Genomic DNA, 17,324 nt, shown 5'->3' on the forward strand with positions numbered 1-17,324 from the left:
TTACGATGAGATCACTAAACACATATGTATACGGAGCAGGGAGTGGAAGGCATGAACGAAAAATTACAGCAGTTAATAGACAGCATCGCACAGCCGGATGGGGCGACAGCCTTGGAGGCTTCGCAGCATCTGGATCAATTAACGAAGCCACCGGGAAGTCTTGGAAAGCTGGAAAGTTTGGCTATACAGCTGGCAGACATTACGGGGGTGGACAAGCCTGAGTTTGACCGTAAAACCGTTATGGTGATGGCTGCGGATCATGGTGTGTGTGTAGAGGGGGTCAGCGCCTTCCCGGCTGAGGTTACACAGCAAATGCTGTATAACATGCTGTCCGGCGGCGCGGCAATTAACGTGCTGGCACGTCATGCAGGCGCAGATGTCAAGGTGGTAGACGTGGGTGTGAATGCAGAGGTTGCTCATGCGGATCTGGTGAACCGCAAGGTGCGTATGGGGACCTCGAACATGGCCAAGGGGCCGGCGATGCTGCGTACGGAAGCGGAGCAAGCGGTTTTGGCTGGAGCTGAAGCCGTAGCGGAAGCATTCAAAGGCGGCACACGACTGTTCGTAACCGGAGAGCTGGGCATTGGAAATACGACGGCCAGCGCTGCGGTCGTGTGTGCCCTTACCGGGCTGGAGCCAGAAATAATCGTCGGCCGGGGCACAGGTGTGGATTCGGCCGGGCTGACCCGTAAAATAGCGGTCGTCTGCCGCGCATTGGACGTGAATCAGCCTGACGGAAACGACGCCCTTGACGTACTGACCAAGGTCGGCGGTTTGGAGATTGCTGCATTGGCAGGCGTCATCCTCGGCGCAGCCGCTCATCGCTGTCCAGTCGTGCTGGACGGCTTTATCTCGGGCGCTGCTGCGCTCGCTGCGCGTACACTTGCGCCTGCAAGCGCAGCGTACATGCTCGCTTCGCACGCCTCGGACGAGCGCGGGCACGCGGCGGTGCTCCGCGAGCTCAAGCTGGAGCCGATGCTTCATCTGGACATGCGGCTCGGGGAGGGCACGGGCGGTGCGCTTAGCCTGCACCTGATTGATGCGGCGTGCCGCATTATGCGCGAAATGGCGACCTTTGCCGATGCAGGCGTATCGGACGGTCAGGGAGCCGCGCAGCGATGAAGGTGCTCGTGACCGGCGGCGCACGCAGCGGTAAAAGCGGCTTTGCCGAGCGATTGTGCATGTCGCGCGCCCCGCGCGCCTGCTACATTGCAACGGCGCAAGCCTACGACGTGGAGATGAAGGAGCGCATCGCCCTTCATCGGCTCCAGCGCGAGTCTGCCGGGTACGACTGGCAGACGCTGGAGGAAGCGCAGGCGCTGCCGGAGCTGCTGCGGCGCCTGGGCAGCGGCGTAGAGCCACGGCTGGCTGCGCAAGGCGGCAAGCCTGCCGACGAAGCCTCCGCGTCGGGGGCATCTGCTGCGTTCTCAGTGGCGCAGCCTGATGCATCGACAATAGGCGAAGGCCGCAGCGCTTTGCATTCTGCGGCGCGGTCTGCCGCTGCGGAACAGCAGCGCAGCAGTGGCACTGCCAACTTGCACGCCAGTCAAGCATCGCAGCCATCGTCCGCGCCGATGGTGCTGGTCGACTGCCTGACCCTCTGGCTGTCGAACGTGCTGCTGGCCGCAGGCGAGGACGGCGAAGCCGCATCCAGAGCCGCCATGGATGAGCTGGCGATAGCTGTGGAGCAGTATCCGGGACCGCTCGTCATCGTGACCAATGAGGTCGGTGATGGCATTGTGCCCGAGTATCCGCTTGGACGGCTGTATCGGGATTTAAGCGGGATGATGAATCAGCGGATCGCCCGCCTTTGTGATGAGGTATTTTTAGTGACGGCTGGCATTCCCGTAGAATTAAAACAGTTGGAATACAAGCTATGAGTGGCGAACGTCAGGCGATTGCGGCGGCTTTTCAATTTTTGACCCGTCTTCCAGTTAAGGCAGAGCTGGATTTTTCGCCAGAGCTGCTAAAACGTAGTGCAAGCTATTATCCGTTGGTAGGGATGGTCATTGGCCTCATCGTATGGTGCTTTGCAGCGCTTGCCTCTCTGATATTGCCACCGTTGCCATGTGCAGTTCTTACTCTTGCCGTTTGGGTGTGGCTCACGGGTGGGCTGCATCTGGACGGCTGGATGGATGCGGCTGATGCTTTGTTCAGCTACCGTTCCCGTGAACGGATGCTGGAGATTATGAAGGATAGCCGTGTAGGAGCGATGGGCGTCATTGCTTGTGTGTTATTGCTTATGCTCAAGGCTTCTTTGCTGTATACGGTGCTGGCTGAACGGGATCTGTCCGGTTTATTGCTGCTCCCTATGGTTTGGAGCCGCTGGTTTATGGTAAGCGCGATGAAGCGCTGGCCGAAAGCTCGTAATGATGATGGACTGGCATCGCGTTTTGCCGATATGAGTAGCAGACGTGCCGGATTGGCTGTGTTCTGGGCTGTACTCATTACGGTGTGTGCCGCAGTAGGGCAATGTATCGTTGCAGGATGGTTCACAGGAACAGGCGGCATGGGCAATACATCTTTTACAGCGTATGGGAAGTCCGTTTTTTTCCATCCGGGCGACTTAGCCATTTGGACAGGCTTTTTGCTGCTGCCGCTGCTGGCCAATGGAGTTGGAAGCTTCACAGCAAGCCGTATTAACCGCCGTTTGGGAGGACTGACAGGGGATATTTACGGAGCCTTGAACGAATTGCTGGAGACCGTTTTATTGCTGTTTATTGTAATTTTGCACGGACTGTAGGCAGATTTTTAAATGAATTGGTAAAAGGGGAAGAGGCAATTGTCAAATTTCGAACCGTCCCGCACGAATCCCGCAGCGGTGCTTATGCTCCAGGGCACAGCATCGGATGTGGGCAAAAGCTTGGTGACCACTGCACTGTGCCGTATATTCACGCAGGATGGCTATCGTCCCGCACCGTTCAAGTCACAAAATATGGCGCTAAATTCTTATGTCACCGAGGACGGCAAAGAAATTGGACGCGCTCAGGGTGTGCAGGCAGAAGCCTGCGGTATTGAAGCGACGACCGACATGAATCCGATTTTGATCAAACCGGTCAAGGATATGCATTCACAAATTGTTGTTCACGGTGTGCCTTATGCATATATGAGTGCTTCCGATTATCGAAAGAAATTTTTGCCGCAAGCCAAACAGACGGTCATGGACGCGCTGAATCGGCTGCGTGATACCCATGACATTGTGCTTATGGAAGGGGCAGGCAGTCCGGCAGAAATTAATTTAAAGGACCGCGATATTGTAAATATGAATCTTGCGGGCTGGGCGGACGCTCCCGTGCTGCTTATTTCGGATATCGACCGGGGCGGTGTTTTCGCTTCTCTGGTAGGAACGATTGAGCTGCTGGAGCCACATGAGGTGCAGCGTATCCGTGGATTTGTCATTAACAAGTTCAGAGGGGATCTGTCCCTGCTTCAGCCGGGACTAGACTGGCTGGAGGAACGAACCGGTATTCCTGTACTCGGCGTGCTGCCCTATCTACCGGATATCCGCATTGAGGCAGAGGATTCTGTGGTGCTGGACAAGAAGCCCAAGCTGTCTGCAAAGGATAAAGCGCTGGACATCGCGGTCATTCGTTATCCGCGTATTTCCAATTTTACAGACACGGATGCTTTGGCCGCAGAGCCGGATGTGAGTGTACGTTATGTCACGGAGGCCGGAGAACTGGGTGTACCTGACGCTATTATATTACCGGGGACGAAGGACACGATTGGCGATCTGCTTGAATTGCGGACAAGAGGTCTGGAGCAGGACATTCGGGAGGCTATGAATACGGGACGCACGCAGTTGGTTGGCATTTGTGGAGGTTATCAGATGCTCGGCACAGCCTTGTTTGATCCCGAAGCGGTCGAATCTGGGTTGCCGCAGCAGGCAGAAGGGTTAGGTTGGCTGGCTCTATCCACAACCTTTTTAAAGGAAAAGCAAACGGTGCGCGTACAGGGAACCTTGTCTGGTCACTGCCCATTGTTGCTAATTGCGCCTGATTCGGATTCTGTTCCCGCGACGATGATTGAAGGCTATGAAATACATATGGGCGTTACGGAATGTGTTACAGAACCACACGCGCCTAAAGATGGTACCGAGGGAATGAACCCAATGCACACCTTATTCCATATCCGTCGCGGCGAGGGAACAGCCTTTGAGGAAGGTTGGGGAACAGCGGATGGTAAAGTATGGGGTACCTATTTGCATGGGGTGTTTGATAATGATCGTTTTCGCCGTTCCTGGCTGGATGGATTGAGACAAGCCAAGGGCTTGGCAGGGCTGGATAGCACCTTTACCGTACGTGAAGCCAAGGAACGTGAGTTTGACCGTGTGGCAGAGGTGGTGCGGGCTCATTTGGACATGGACCGAATTTACCGCATTATAGGTATGGACTCTTAACCTTCATAGATGATCGTATAACATCACGCTTTAAAAAATAAGGAGGTATCTTCACAGCCGTGTTCGTGGCCGCGAGATACCTCTTTCATTGTAGTTCAGCTTACTTGATTTTGAATTTTTGTACAGCTGTTTGCAGTTCGGTCGCTTGCTTGCTTAATTGGCGTACGACCTCGCTGTAGCCTTCCATTTCATTCAGTTGCTCATCGGAATTTAAACCGATTTCCTGAATCATAAGCTGGGCATTGGCAGCGATGAGAGCTGTCTCTTCCACGGAAGCCGATACTTCCTCCGAGCCGGCGGATACCTGCTCTGTTGCTGCGGATACCGTCTGGATCGTCGCGTTGATCGTCTGCATGAGCTGACTTAGCTGATTAAAGGCTGTACTCGCTTGCTGCACCATTTCCGTTCCCGAATGGATTTCACGGCTGACCCGGGTCACAGAGTCAACGGACTGCTGCGATACTTCCTGAATGGTTACCAGGTAATCGGAAATTTGCTGTGTCGCTTCTTTCGACTGCTCGGCCAGCTTGCGAACTTCTCCGGCTACAACGGCGAAGCCGCGTCCATGCTCACCCGCACGGGCAGCCTCAATGGAGGCATTCAGGGACAACATTTGGATCTGCTTCGTAATATCAAAAATAGCTGAAACAATGCTTCCGATGGCCTCGGAGCGCTCATTCATACTATGGATGTATCGAAGCGACTCATCGGCAGCCTGTCCTACCTGCGACATTTGGGCAACAGCATTTTGAGCGAGTGTATTACCGTTCACTGTTTCTTCGGTTGCTTCGCTGATCTGATCGGATACATCATTGGCAGAGGAGGCGATATGTTGAACACCTTGAGCGATTTCCTCCATAGCCTGTGCATTTTCAGCAGCAGCAGAAGCTATGCTGGTACTGCCCTTTGCCACTTCTTCTGCGGCAACGGTAGAGTCCTGTACTTTTACACTCATGATTTCAGTCCGGCGAAGCAGCTCGTCCGAGCCTTGTACAACCGCACCGGATGTGGAAAGCACATGACCGATCATTTCTTTCAGATTGTGGGACATGGCTTGGAAGCTGCGGGCAAGCTGCGCAATTTCGTTGTTACCGATAACCTTCGGTTCTTGTGACAGGTCACCTTGAGCAATTTTTTCACTATGACGAACCAGTTCGGCAATAGGCTCTACAACCTTGCGTATGATAAGCGTAGAAATAATTCCTCCCAGCAGGAGTGTTGCAACTGTAATACCTATGCAAATCCATAAAATTTGTTGGGATTTATCCTGCACAAAACCCACATCCTCGTTCACACCCAGGACCAGATTACTGCCCGCTATGGCAAAGAAGGCGGTTTTGTGTACTCCGTATGAATCGCTGTAAATGTCACTGACATTCATCTCGCCTTGCTTTGCTTTTTGGATATCCTCTACTGGAACCAGTACATCCTTGACCTTATATACCGATTTTTCATTTCGTGCGATCACCTCGACCTTATCGTCTTTCACCACTGCGATATATGCCGATTCAAGCTTAAGCGTGTTGACCTTATCCTGAAGATAAGATTCCATCTGCATACCAGACCCGGAATCTGAACCATTTCCTTGCTGTGCCTGAACTGCCAAAGAAATATTAAGATCCTGGTAAACATTCTTGGCCCCGGTCTCCAGCATTTGGTCCACCTGAGGCATGACACTGTTATTAATGATACTCATGGATACTGCATAAAAACTGATGCTGAACAGAAGGGACGCAAAGAGCAGAATCAATAAAATCATAATCCGTAATTTTGCGCCAATGGAACGATTAAAACGCTGCATGAAAAATCTCCTCTCACATGATAACACGTTATGATCTACTTATTTTCCTTCTCTGCTTGAAGAAAAACTGAAAATGTTCGGATTCTATGTATATTTCAGTTGTTTTCAAGGGGCAAGAATAAGAAAGGAAAGCAATCCATGAATTACTAAAAAGTAGGTTAGACCTATTTTACATAATTAACAGGCGGTTGAATAGTCATATTTGCCCAAAAACAAACAAAAAAATGTAACTATGGTCGTAGGCTATTAGATGTAAGCTTGATGTAAAATCATCAGAGCATGAAAATGAATATCTCATTCCTTCTTTTAAAACTATTGTAAAAATGAAGGAATGAAAGTAGTATAAGGAATGTCGACTTCCATGTACTTCCTGTAAGCAGTTATATATTAAGTACGAATGTGGCCTTCAATATACATAAAAAAGGGGAAAAGGTTTTGATGAATCAGGATTTACTTTCCAAAGAAATGAGTTCGCAGGCAGGAGGAGAAAACAAACAGGAGCTTGCTTCCGGCAATAGAAAAGCTGGCACAGCAAGGAATCCGATAAGTCGACTGTTTGATTTTATTTCGGGCGTATTTACTTCAATCCTGCCGGCACTGATCGGGGCGGGAATCATTCAGGTGATTGCTTCTGTCTTGTTGTATCTGGATCTTCATTCTAATTTTAAAATTTTTACAATTGTAATGTACATTGGCGGATTAGTATTTTATCTTTTACCCATTTTGGTAGCTGTAAGTGCAGCCAAAAAGCTTGGCAGCAATATATTCATTGCAGCGGTCATCGGAGGCTGCTCATTTTTTCCCGGCCTTACAGATATGCTGAAGTCCGCTAAAGAGATCAGCTCGACTAGTTTACCAGTGGCGGAGCCGCAATATGTTTCTTCTTTTATACTGATTCTTATTGCCGTTTGGCTTGCAGCGAAGATTGAGCAAGGATTGGGCAAATTTAATCGCTATGCCATAAAGCTGGTGGTTGTCCCAACGTTGACGCTCATGATTATCATGCCTTTATTGCTGTTTGTTTTCGGTCCGCTGTGGACTACCTTGGCTCATACATTGTCAGAAAAATTTTCTTCATTGTTCTTCTTCAATTCGGAAGTATTGGCGGGTCTGCTGTATGGAGGCACACTACCTTTGCTTCATTTTTCGGGCATGCAATATATGCTATTGAACGATATGCTGGAATCCGTTGCTGCAACGGGCTATGATTATATTGCTCCTGTCATGGTAGCGGCGGTTATGGCTCAAGCCGGGGCGGCGTTCGGCGTATGTATTAAATCCAAAAATTCCAAAGTCAGGGCGCTGGCCGCAACCACAGGTTTGTTAGCCATGCTAGGAATCATTGAACCGGCCATGTATGGTGTGAATGTACGTTTCAAAAAACCGTTTCTTGCTGCGTTGATCGGCGGGGCCGTTGGTGGGGCATTTGTGTGCCTGTTTGAAACGGCGATCACTGCTCTGGTAAGCTTATTCGGACTAATGACTTTACCGCTGTTTAGTGACTCTACGCTAGTGTATGCCGTTTTGGGTATGGTCATCTCGTTTGTGACGGCTGGTGTAATTACGTATTTCATGGGCTTTGTGGAGGAAAAAGAGGAACCTTTAAAAGGATCATCTGCATCTGGCACCAGCACTGCTTCGGATTTGGCAGTGGACAAGAGCGCCAACAACTAGGCGGCTTCGAATAAACCATCGAAGGACGTGTCATTTCCCCCCGTGGGGGGATCGTGTTTTCTAACTCTAAAAGCGGACACGCGTCTGCACCATTATTCTGATTAACGTCAGTAATTGGGAATTGCCGCTCGCCTAGAGGCCTTATGAAAGTGTTTACAAAAAAAACTTGTCAGTTCAGTTCTTATATGATATTATGATGGCAGTTATTCAAAACTGCACATTCGTGGATTGTTACTGATCATTCAGGCAAAACCATAAGCAGGCACTAAGTGTCAGTTTTGGTATTGCCTTTTTTATTACTCCAAGCGGCCTAAGGTGATGGAATGAAGATAGCAAAGGTGCTGAATAACAATGTCGTAACGGTCATTGATGAGCAGCAGAAAGAATTAGTCATTATGGGAAGAGGCATTGCTTTTAAGAAAAGCGCAGGCGACGAGATTGATGAAGGGCATATCGAGAAAATCTTTAAGCTTGAAAGCACCGAGGTTTCCCGCAAGCTGATGACCCTGATGTCTGATATTCCGATTGAATATGTTGAAATTTCTGATGAGATCATTCAATATGCCAAAACGATACTTGGAGTGGAATTGCATGACAGCATCTATATTTCGCTGACGGATCATATCCATTTTGCCATAGAGCGTTATCGTTTGGGGATGGATATAAAAAACGCCCTTTTCTGGGAAATCAAACGAATGTACCGCAAGGAATTTTCGATTGGGACGAAAGCACTGCACATGATTCAGGACAAGCTGGGAGTTACGCTTCCGGATGATGAAGGAGCCTTCATTGCCCTGCATCTGGTGAATGCTCAGCTCAACAGTGAAATGCGCGAAACGATAGCCCTGACTAACATCGTCAAGGATATCATGAACATTGTAAGCCGCTTTTTTGTAATGGAGCTGGATGAAGAGTCGTTAAGCTACTACCGCTTTATTACACATCTCAAATTTTTTGCTCAACGGGTAATGAACGGGACCCCTGTACAAAATGCAGATAATTCCCTTCATGATATGGTTAAGGTGCAATACAAGAATGCCTATGCCTGTGCTGAAAAAATAAGAGATTATACGACTAAAATCTATGGTCGGAGCTTGTCCCAGGATGAGATGCTATATCTCACCATTCATATCGAGCGTATCATTAAAAATCAATGATATTATTCGATGTTCAGAGATTTAGGATTGCTACTTCCAAACCAGAAGGCAAAACCTGAATGCTGAAAGAAGATTGGCTTTTTATAAAGCTGTCTGCTTTCTGTATTCAGGTTTTTTTTATTGCCGATTTACACATTTTATACCTTAAAAGAAAAGAGGAACACCTCATGGATCGAAATCAATTATCTAAAGAGATACTTACACTGGTCGGTGGTGAAGAGAATGTTGAGCAGGTAGTTCACTGCATGACTCGTCTACGCTTCAATCTTCATGATGATAAGAAAGCTCAGAAGGAGCAACTGCAAAAAACGGATGGCGTTATGGGAGTTATGGAGAGTGGTGGCCAGTTTCAGGTTATTATCGGTAATGATGTAGCCAATGTGTATAAATCGTTGGTGAGCAACATGTCCAAGGTGCCACAAAGTGAAACAGCCGCAAGCAGTGCATCCAAGAAAAAACAAAACCCGATCAGCAGTCTGTTTGACTTTATAGCGGGTATGTTTACACCTATTTTGCCGGCGATCACTGGTGCAGGTATGATCAAAGGGATCATTGCTCTATTAGTGGCAATGCACTGGATGTCCGATAAGAGCCAAACCTATACGATTTTAGCGGCCATAGGTGACGGTGCATTCTATTTCCTGCCGATTATTCTGGCTGTGAGTGCTGCTAGAAAACTGGGAAGTAACATGTTTATTGCGGCTGCGATAGGTGGTTCAATTTTGCATCCGACGATTACGGCATTGCTGGCATCCAATGTGAAGGTCAGCTTTATCGGTCTTCCGGTGACGGCGGCCACTTACGCATCAACTGTTATTCCCATCGTCATCGCCATCTGGCTGGCGTCCTATGTTGAAAAGTTTATTGATAAATATACGCATGCATCATTGAAGCTGATTGTTGTTCCGACACTGACTCTATTAACTATTGTACCTTTGACGTTGATCGCTGTAGGACCGTTGGGCTCCATTATTGGTAATGGACTGTCGGGTGGTATCTCTTGGCTGTTTGAAAATACAGGTCCGTTTGCAGGTCTGGTGCTTGGTGGTACCTTCTCCTTGATCATCATGACAGGTATGCACTATGCGTTGATTCCTATCATGCTTGGCTCAATTGCAACGTTGGGCTATGACTACATGATTCCGATTATGGGAGCAGCTAACCTGGCTCAGGCTGGTGCTGCACTCGGTGTATTTTTAAAATCAAAAAATTCCAAAACCAAAACAGTGGCTTTCTCCACGAGCTTGACAGCTATTATGGGTGTAACCGAACCTGCAATGTATGGTGTAAATATGCGGTTTAAAAAACCGTTTATCGCAGCGTTGATCGGGGGAGCCATCGGCGGGGGCTTCATGGGCTTGTTTGGCACAAAAGCGTATGTTATGGGTGGACTGGCTGGTTTGCCTGGTCTGGCGATGTTTATTGGACCGACTTTCTTGTATGCTGTTCTTGGTCTCATTATCGCATTTGTGGCTGCTGCAGTGGTTACTTACTTCATGGGCTTTGAAGATGTGAAGGAAGAAGAAGTACCACAAGCATCAGCAGTAGCTGGCGGAGATCCCTCTTCTGGGGAAGTAGGTCAATCTGCTGTAGCCTCACTGCCAAAAGGTGAGAAAATCCCGGTATACAGCCCGATTATGGGTGAAGTTAAGCCGCTCAGTGAAGTCAATGACCCTGCTTTTTCTCAGGAAATCATGGGTAGAGGATGGGCTATTGAGCCATCTGAAGGTCGAGTTGTTTCTCCAGTTGAAGGTACCGTATTCTCCATTTCCAAAAGTGGACATGCCGTAGGCTTGGTGAGTGATTCCGGGCTTGAAATGCTCATACACGTTGGGATGGACACAGTTAAACTGAAAGGCCTTCATTTTACCTCTCATGTGAAAGCAGGGGATCGAGTAAAGGTAGGCGACCTCTTGCTGGAGTTTGACCTGGCGGAAATTCGCAAGGCTGGTTACGAAACGATTACACCTGTTATTGTTACGAACGTAGCTCAGTTTAGTGAACTGGAGCCTGCTGGAAATGAGCATAAAGTGGTTAAGGAACAGGAGCTATTTTATACAGTAATTATCTAACGACAACAAAAGATTGTACGTATAATCTAACATCAATCGTTGGATTAACAAAAGGCAGGTCTTCGAAACAGGAAGACTTGCCTTTTTGCGTTTTCAATGTAATCCCCCAAAGCTATACTGGCTTCAACATATTTATTTAAACAAAACCTACAAAAATAGTTGGTATTGTGGTATAGTAATCAACGGATTGAAGGGTCACTTTATAAAATATAACAAGTTTGGAGGAAATAATATATGGATACCTTCTTTATCATTTTGAACGTAGTAGTGCTGCTTTTGCTGCTCGGCGTGTTAGTCTGGATGCAGAAGAAGCATATTTCTTTTACAAAAAGGGTGTTTGCGGGACTGGGCTTCGGGCTGATCTACGGGGCTATTCTTCAATACGCCTATGGGGCGGGCTCGGAGGTCATTACGAAATCGGTTGACTGGTTCAACCTGGCAGGTAATGGTTATGTTCGTTTGCTGCAAATGGTAGTTATTCCGCTCATCATGGTGTCGATCATTTCGGCTATTATGAATTTGAAGGGAAGACAGAATCTTGGCAAAATAAGCGTGTCTATTATTGCAGTACTGCTAATTACAACGGCTATTGCCGCTTCGGTCAGTATTGTGACCAGCTTGTCGTTCGATCTTAAAGCGATTGAGATTCAAAGTGGGGAAAAGGAACAAGCTCAGGGCTTGAAGATGGAGGAACGTCTTGGAACAGTTCAGGATATGACGATTCCACAGCAGGTGCTGGAATTTATTCCATCCAATCCTTTTGAGGATATGACGGGAGCACGTCGTACTTCGACGCTGGCAGTAGTGATTTTCTCGGCTTTTATCGGGGTAGCTGTGCTTGGACTGGATCGTAAAAAGCCAGAGCAGGCGCAAACCTTCCGTAAAATAATCGACGCCGTGTACGCTGTAGTGATGCGGATTGTGACGCTGGTGCTGAGATTGACGCCTTACGGTATTTTGGCGCTGATTACTAAAGTTGTAGCCACGACGAATCCGGATGAAATCTTGAAGCTGATCAAGTTTGTACTCGCTTCTTATGTGGCTCTGTTGGTCATGTTCGTCATTCATCTTATTTTGCTGGCTCTGTTCGGCTATAACCCAGTAACGTATGTGAAAAAGGTATTGCCTACGCTGGTTTTTGCCTTTACATCCCGTTCCAGTGCGGCAACGATTCCGCTAAATGTTGAAACGCAAACGAAAAAGCTTGGTGTGTCAGACGGCATCGCGAATCTGTCTGCCACCTTGGGAGCGACCATTGGACAAAACGGCTGTGCAGGTATTTATCCGGCTATGCTGGCGGTCATGATTGCACCAACCATGGGCATAGATCCGACGAGCTGGGATTTTATCCTCACGCTCATTCTGGTCGTTACGGTTAGTTCCTTCGGCGTGGCAGGTGTAGGCGGTGGTGCCACCTTCGCTTCCCTGATCGTGCTTTCCACCATGAACTTGCCCGTAGCCTTGGCGGGCTTGCTTATTTCGGTTGAGCCATTGATTGATATGGGACGCACAGCGCTGAATGTCAATGATTCCATTACGGCAGGACTTATTTCAGGCAAGGTGCTCAAGGAGAATGATCAGGATGTGTTCAACGACCGTGGTCTGGATTTAGATGCAACGGTAAGCTCTTAAGTAAACGATAAAACGTATCGTGTGCGGAGCAGCCTCCTATCATTCTGTGGTAGATGTAGCACACGCAACGATGCACCTCAATGTTCAGAGTCGGCCATCAGGCCGGCTCTTTGTTTGGTTTCATCGCAATGTAATTTATAGCTGTTCACAAATCCTGATCTGTGATACATTAAAATAATGTTTTTCCGGCTTACTCCGGATGAACCGCGGTTCGCAACCATCCCGCGCTATCAAAACTAGGAGGATTTCATGTTTAATTTGCTATGGGGGGCAGCCTTTGTCCTCGTCAATTTTATGTTCTTTTTGTTATGTTATCGTTTGTTCGGTAAAAAAGGGCTGTACGCCTGGATTGGTGTGGCTACCGTACTTGCCAATATTCAAGTAACCAAAACCATTGATTTACTCGGTATTACGACGACATTGGGAAATACAATGTATGTCTCTATGTACATGGCCAGCGATTTGCTGAATGAAAAATATGGGCCTAAAGAGGCACGCAAAGCGGTGTGGTTCGGTTTTTTCACCTTAATCATGACGACGCTAACGATGCAGATGGCGTTGGTGTTTCAGCCTAATGCAACCGATTTTGCCCAGGCGCCGATGCAGCAATTATTCGGACTATTACCCAGACTTGCGCTTGCCAGCCTGACGGCCTATGCGGTTAGCCAATTGCTCGACGTTCGTCTATACTCGTGGATTCGCAAGTTTTTCCCGGAACGTCACCAGCTCTGGATTCGCGGCAATGGCAGTACGATGATTAGCTCGTTTATGGATACGCTCATTTTTTGCAGCATCGCCTTTTATGGCTATGAATGGGGAATATGGCTGGAGCTACTATTCACCACCTATATCTTAAAATTTGTACTAACCGCGGCGGGTACACCGATATTGTACATCGCACGCAACTTCCGCTTTGCAGAAGAGGAGGGGCAAACGCTCAAGCCGTAATTTGGCTTGGGGTTGCTCCTCCTTTTTTTGTATAACTAATGTACTCGTTCAATGAAGCTTACAGTTGCTTATATTGAAGTATGGTGGTTCTTCTAATCAAACCTTGTACTATAAAGGAGGCTACAGGAAAGATGCAGTTTACCCCATGTATCCGGTGTGAATTTCGTTATGTGACGCAAAGGGCCAGAGAAATTTTTATGGCAGAGAAAATGGCAGGAGAACCCTTGCTATGTCTGCATTGTATCGGTGAGCTTGCAGGTAAACCAATGAATCAATTCGGTAAAAATGTTTATTCTCATGAAGTTGAACAGTCTAATCGGCAGCATATTCCGAGGTCGTCTATTGAGGGGTGTAGACCCTGTATGAAGAAACGAGGACGATGAAGAGATTAAGTACGTCGCTACAGTTAAAACATCCAATACTTCACTTATATTGAGATCGTCAGGAAGGTGGTTTGCTCCAAGGTCAAGTTGTCACGGGTTCAAATCGCCATAAACATTAGAATGGAATAATAAACTGGAGGTTTTTAAGAATGGGAATGACGAAAAACAAAAAAATGTTGATTAAAGGCGCAGGCAAGTTTATGGCTAAAATTCCAAATAGTGATGAACTTATCACGATTGGAACACTGAACAACATGCTTTTGGACATCCAACTGGATATGCAGGATATTGAGGGTGGTGATTCCAGTGTGCCCCTGGATGCATTGCTTCGTAAAAAAACCATTGATATTACAGCTCAAGATGCCAAATTTGACTTAAATCTGGTCCGTCTCGTCCTCGGTTCCAAGCTTCGTGAAGGTGTTAGCGGAGCGTCTTACCGACTGACAACGGAAACCGTGACGGTTCCAGGGGAATCCCCATACCAGGTGCTGCTCACAGAAGCCGCAGCGACAAGTCCTGCTATGAAGGCTTACGAGAATGTAATTACAGGCACAGATGTAACTACGGAAGTTACCGTGATGGGTAATAAGGCAGTGTTCGATACAGCATTGGCCGGAAAAAAAGTAGTGATGGTCTATCCTGTTGCTTTGAGTGGAATTCAGCAGGATGATGATGGATTTGTATGGGAGCTGGAAGAGAAGCACGTTATTCAGGAAGTAAACGGGAAGTGTGAGGCAGAGCTTGTCTTTGGTACCTCGCTGCATACCACGCCTGAAATTTCAGTGCGTACGCTAAATGGAAACAAGCTTCTCAAACGTTCGCTCACCGGAACCCCTACCGAGGAGCAATACCTTGTTGAAGGGGGAAAGCTGATTTTCAATGCAGCGTTGAAGGATGTAGCCATTTATGTAAACTATAAACGCAATGAAGTGGTGGATGTTCTGGATATTTCGAGCAGGGATTTACCGTTGACGGTTCACCTGGTTCATGATGGCCGTTTTGAGCAAAAGGACGGTTCTGTGCAAGGATACCAAACGGAATTGTATCAATGTCGTGTGAAATCCAATTTCACGATTGATGCTCAGCGCCAGCAGGCGTCTACGCATAGTGTAACCTTGACGGTCATTGACCCGGAGCGCTTTGATAACAAGCTCGGCACGATCAAGCGTTATGAGATCGCAACAACATCTGCTAACAACTGATACGTAAGGATGTGTTTTCGAAATGAATGAAAGAGAGTTCACCGTTCCATCTAAAAATGAGCCTTCCAAGTCAGATGCGGTGGTAGAAAGTACAAAGAAGGTTTTGACAGAAGAGGAAGCACAGATCAAAGAAAAAGCTTTCTTTGAAGAGGATGAACAGGTGCGTCTCCGTGACGGTAAAACGTATTATTTGCCTCCGCTTGGGTTAAAGGATGCGCGTAAGCTGATTAAAAAGCTGAACGCTATTGATTCCGGCATTATTATTGCAAATCTGATTCCAGATGACCCGGAAGGTGCGGATCGTTATCATGAGCTGATAGATGTGCTGATGATGGGCTTCAAGCCTTATTATAGCTGGATGACTCCTGAGCATCTGGAGGAGTATGTTGACCTCGAAACGGCCAAGCAAATTATTGATGCCATGATCGGACTGAATGGAATAAAAAAGTCCATGTAGCCACTGAGGATGAGGAGCTGGAGTATGACCGGCAAGCTCCAGTTGACTGGGCGAATCTTTTTTTTAAGCTGGCCCATTATTGTCACCTGGATAAGCATCAGGTTTGGGACCTTACGCTCCCTCAGTTGGGCTACTATCTGGAGCAGTGTCATGACCATATCGAATTTACAATTAAAGTATCCTCCATGTCTGCCGGTGGGCTATGGAACGGGACTGACCAAATGGATCGTTCGGATACCCGCCATACAGGCCGTGAAGAAGTCAGGGAAGACGGCTCATATATGGGCAGCTATAAGATAGCGGACGAAGAAGATATGGCATTTCTGGCTAATATGCTTGGATGAAAGGCACTCCTGCTCTGCTCCGTATGGAGGGGCGGGAGTTTCATTTTATAAAAGGCGGTGAATGTATGGGCAATATAGAGACTGATGTGCTTGTGGAGCTACAGGCATTTATTCAGACACTAAGGCATTCTTCTAATGAAGAGAAGCAGGGGCTGGCTTTCCCCATGAATGAATACATGAGCAAGGTGCAGAGGGATCAAAGCAGAAAGACGCTAAACGCTGAAACAGCAGATATACGAACAGGCTCTATGAAGTATATCCGTATGCGCAGGCACCAAGCTCAGGACTTGCAAAGTGTACTCCGTCATCAGCGTGCATTTCATATGCCAGAAGTCATGACGGAGCTGACCAGAAATGAATATCTGACACATGCAAACATACACCCTTCCTACACGATCAACTCCGGTGACGTCATCGTCCATGTGACATTGCCTAATGTCACGAATAACGTAAGTCCGACCCAACTGGAAGCGATCGGTCACGGACTGGGAAGAGGTCTTAAAAACGGTAGAGCCGGAAGCTTACGGGATCAGCTTCTTATGAATCCGACCACCGCTTATCGTAGCAGTACATCATATTAATCCATACTCCGTTGTACCGGAGTAAACATCATTTTTAATGACAGGAGGTATACATTTGACTCAGCAAAGCCCCAATCAATCAGAAGATGTGATCTACAAAAAGCGACTATTTTACGATAACGGAATTCGTTTTGTCGAGGTTAAGGCCAAGCTAATCAGCGAATACAAGCCACCGGCTCCCCATCTGAAATCTCATGTTCATGAAACGTTTTCCTACTCAGCAGGCTTGGTCAACCGTGGAACCTCACATTATACAGCGAGCCTAACGCTGCTATTCTACAGTAAAAAGGAATACGCGGACTGGCTATCTTTTATAGGCTCAGAGCACAAATACTATGATGAAAAAGGCACGATCTATCTGGGCGTTGTGACAGGTAAACCAGATATTCAAACGGCGGAGCTGGAGACTAAATATATCATCCAGGTCCAAATGTCACTTATTCGTAAGCAAGGTGATGAATATCGCTGCAAAAGTCAATTCATCGACCTCAAGGGCCATTGGGCATCGAGCTATATTGAGGAAATGGAGCAGCGTGGTATGGTGCCCATCCCTGCGGATGAAGGCGAAATCAGTCCTTATTTCAGACCGGACGAGGGTTGTACCCGGGCAGAGGGAATCACCTTTTTGATGAGATCCTACAGGTATGTGGACCGGATTCTAAGGGGGTATTGAG

At 47.6% G+C, this 17,324-nt stretch carries 15 protein-coding genes and 1 pseudogene; 15 read left to right on the forward strand and 1 reads right to left on the reverse strand.

The window, feature by feature from the left end; translation table 11 throughout:
- Nucleotides 1–51: 51 nt before the first annotated feature.
- From cobT to ACIFQM_RS08750, 5 genes and pseudogenes are all read left to right on the forward strand, one after another.
- Complete coding sequence (cobT, locus tag ACIFQM_RS08730) at nt 52–1,122, forward strand: nicotinate-nucleotide--dimethylbenzimidazole phosphoribosyltransferase (protein WP_430039674.1); 1,071 nt, start codon at nt 52–54, stop codon at nt 1,120–1,122.
- Nucleotides 1,119–1,250 (forward strand): annotated as a pseudogene (locus ACIFQM_RS08735) (bifunctional adenosylcobinamide kinase/adenosylcobinamide-phosphate guanylyltransferase); the annotation flags it as partial. The gene cobT and the pseudogene ACIFQM_RS08735, both read left to right, overlap by 4 nt.
- Nucleotides 1,239–1,880 (forward strand): bifunctional adenosylcobinamide kinase/adenosylcobinamide-phosphate guanylyltransferase, encoded by a 642-nt coding sequence (locus ACIFQM_RS08740; RefSeq protein ID WP_430065323.1) that lies wholly within the window; start codon nt 1,239–1,241, stop codon nt 1,878–1,880. The pseudogene ACIFQM_RS08735 and the gene ACIFQM_RS08740, both read left to right, overlap by 12 nt.
- A complete protein-coding gene (gene cobS / locus ACIFQM_RS08745; RefSeq protein ID WP_430065293.1) occupies nt 1,877–2,743 on the forward strand; it encodes an adenosylcobinamide-GDP ribazoletransferase in 867 nt (288 codons plus the stop codon). The genes ACIFQM_RS08740 and cobS overlap by 4 nt, the downstream gene beginning before the upstream one ends.
- A 39-nt stretch (nt 2,744–2,782) precedes the next feature.
- Nucleotides 2,783–4,399, forward strand: a complete 1,617-nt coding sequence (locus ACIFQM_RS08750; protein ID WP_430065295.1) for a cobyric acid synthase — start codon at nt 2,783–2,785, stop codon at nt 4,397–4,399.
- Nucleotides 4,400–4,499: 100 nt separating this feature from the next.
- Here the strand turns inward: ACIFQM_RS08750 and ACIFQM_RS08755 are convergent, their stop codons facing one another.
- Entirely contained in the window at nt 4,500–6,200 is a 1,701-nt protein-coding gene (locus ACIFQM_RS08755) for a methyl-accepting chemotaxis protein (RefSeq protein WP_430065297.1), read from the reverse strand.
- A 438-nt stretch (nt 6,201–6,638) separates the two neighbouring features.
- Between ACIFQM_RS08755 and ACIFQM_RS08760 the strand changes: the two genes are divergently transcribed.
- The 10 genes from ACIFQM_RS08760 (at nt 6,639) to ACIFQM_RS08805 (ending at nt 17,323) form a co-directional block, all read left to right on the forward strand.
- The gene (locus tag ACIFQM_RS08760; RefSeq protein ID WP_430047657.1) at nt 6,639–7,874 is read left to right on the forward strand and encodes a PTS transporter subunit EIIC; all 1,236 of its coding nucleotides are present in this window, start codon (nt 6,639–6,641) and stop codon (nt 7,872–7,874) included.
- A gap of 323 nt (nt 7,875–8,197) precedes the next feature.
- Complete coding sequence (licT, locus tag ACIFQM_RS08765) at nt 8,198–9,031, forward strand: BglG family transcription antiterminator LicT (protein ID WP_044644666.1); 834 nt, start codon at nt 8,198–8,200, stop codon at nt 9,029–9,031.
- Nucleotides 9,032–9,198: 167 nt separating this feature from the next.
- Nucleotides 9,199–11,103 (forward strand): beta-glucoside-specific PTS transporter subunit IIABC, encoded by a 1,905-nt coding sequence (locus tag ACIFQM_RS08770; protein ID WP_430065299.1) that lies wholly within the window; start codon nt 9,199–9,201, stop codon nt 11,101–11,103.
- A 234-nt stretch (nt 11,104–11,337) separates the two neighbouring features.
- Nucleotides 11,338–12,735, forward strand: coding sequence for an L-cystine transporter (locus ACIFQM_RS08775; protein WP_430065301.1), 1,398 nt, complete (start codon nt 11,338–11,340; stop codon nt 12,733–12,735).
- Nucleotides 12,736–12,984: 249 nt separating this feature from the next.
- On the forward strand, nt 12,985–13,683 hold the full coding sequence (locus tag ACIFQM_RS08780) for a queuosine precursor transporter (RefSeq protein ID WP_134910656.1): 699 nt from the start codon (nt 12,985–12,987) through the stop codon (nt 13,681–13,683).
- A 532-nt stretch (nt 13,684–14,215) separates the two neighbouring features.
- Entirely contained in the window at nt 14,216–15,268 is a 1,053-nt protein-coding gene (locus ACIFQM_RS08785) for a hypothetical protein (RefSeq protein WP_430039652.1), read from the forward strand.
- Nucleotides 15,269–15,290: 22 nt separating this feature from the next.
- Nucleotides 15,291–15,725: a DNA polymerase III subunit gamma/tau gene (locus ACIFQM_RS08790; RefSeq protein WP_430039650.1), complete on the forward strand. Its 435-nt coding sequence runs from the start codon at nt 15,291–15,293 to the stop codon at nt 15,723–15,725.
- A gap of 125 nt (nt 15,726–15,850) precedes the next feature.
- Nucleotides 15,851–16,069 carry a hypothetical protein gene (locus ACIFQM_RS08795; protein WP_430047666.1) on the forward strand — a complete coding sequence of 73 codons (219 nt, stop codon included), beginning with the start codon at nt 15,851–15,853 and terminating at the stop codon, nt 16,067–16,069.
- Nucleotides 16,070–16,134: 65 nt separating this feature from the next.
- Complete coding sequence (locus ACIFQM_RS08800) at nt 16,135–16,650, forward strand: hypothetical protein (RefSeq protein WP_430039645.1); 516 nt, start codon at nt 16,135–16,137, stop codon at nt 16,648–16,650.
- A gap of 55 nt (nt 16,651–16,705) precedes the next feature.
- Nucleotides 16,706–17,323 carry an S-layer homology domain-containing protein gene (locus ACIFQM_RS08805; protein WP_430039642.1) on the forward strand — a complete coding sequence of 206 codons (618 nt, stop codon included), beginning with the start codon at nt 16,706–16,708 and terminating at the stop codon, nt 17,321–17,323.
- The last annotated feature ends 1 nt before the right edge of the window (nt 17,324 follow it).

The organism is Paenibacillus sp. NRS-1782 (genome assembly GCF_050467685.1).
In the GTDB taxonomy this organism is placed as follows: Bacteria; Bacillota; Bacilli; order Paenibacillales; family Paenibacillaceae; genus Paenibacillus; species Paenibacillus terrae_A.

Excerpts from the sequence above, each read along its gene's own strand:
- ACIFQM_RS08770 (WP_430065299.1), top strand. The coding sequence starts at position 9,199 with ATGGATCGAAATCAATTATCTAAAGAGATACTTACACTGGTCGGTGGT.
- ACIFQM_RS08760 (WP_430047657.1), top strand. The coding sequence starts at position 6,639 with ATGAATCAGGATTTACTTTCCAAAGAAATGAGTTCGCAGGCAGGAGGA.
- ACIFQM_RS08755 (WP_430065297.1), bottom strand. The coding sequence starts at position 6,200 with ATGCAGCGTTTTAATCGTTCCATTGGCGCAAAATTACGGATTATGATT.
- ACIFQM_RS08800 (WP_430039645.1), top strand. The coding sequence starts at position 16,135 with ATGGGCAATATAGAGACTGATGTGCTTGTGGAGCTACAGGCATTTATT.
- cobS (WP_430065293.1), top strand. The coding sequence starts at position 1,877 with ATGAGTGGCGAACGTCAGGCGATTGCGGCGGCTTTTCAATTTTTGACC.
- ACIFQM_RS08740 (WP_430065323.1), top strand. The coding sequence starts at position 1,239 with ATGAAGGAGCGCATCGCCCTTCATCGGCTCCAGCGCGAGTCTGCCGGG.
- ACIFQM_RS08775 (WP_430065301.1), top strand. The coding sequence starts at position 11,338 with ATGGATACCTTCTTTATCATTTTGAACGTAGTAGTGCTGCTTTTGCTG.
- cobT (WP_430039674.1), top strand. The coding sequence starts at position 52 with ATGAACGAAAAATTACAGCAGTTAATAGACAGCATCGCACAGCCGGAT.
- ACIFQM_RS08790 (WP_430039650.1), top strand. The coding sequence starts at position 15,291 with ATGAATGAAAGAGAGTTCACCGTTCCATCTAAAAATGAGCCTTCCAAG.
- licT (WP_044644666.1), top strand. The coding sequence starts at position 8,198 with ATGAAGATAGCAAAGGTGCTGAATAACAATGTCGTAACGGTCATTGAT.
- ACIFQM_RS08785 (WP_430039652.1), top strand. The coding sequence starts at position 14,216 with ATGGGAATGACGAAAAACAAAAAAATGTTGATTAAAGGCGCAGGCAAG.
- ACIFQM_RS08780 (WP_134910656.1), top strand. The coding sequence starts at position 12,985 with ATGTTTAATTTGCTATGGGGGGCAGCCTTTGTCCTCGTCAATTTTATG.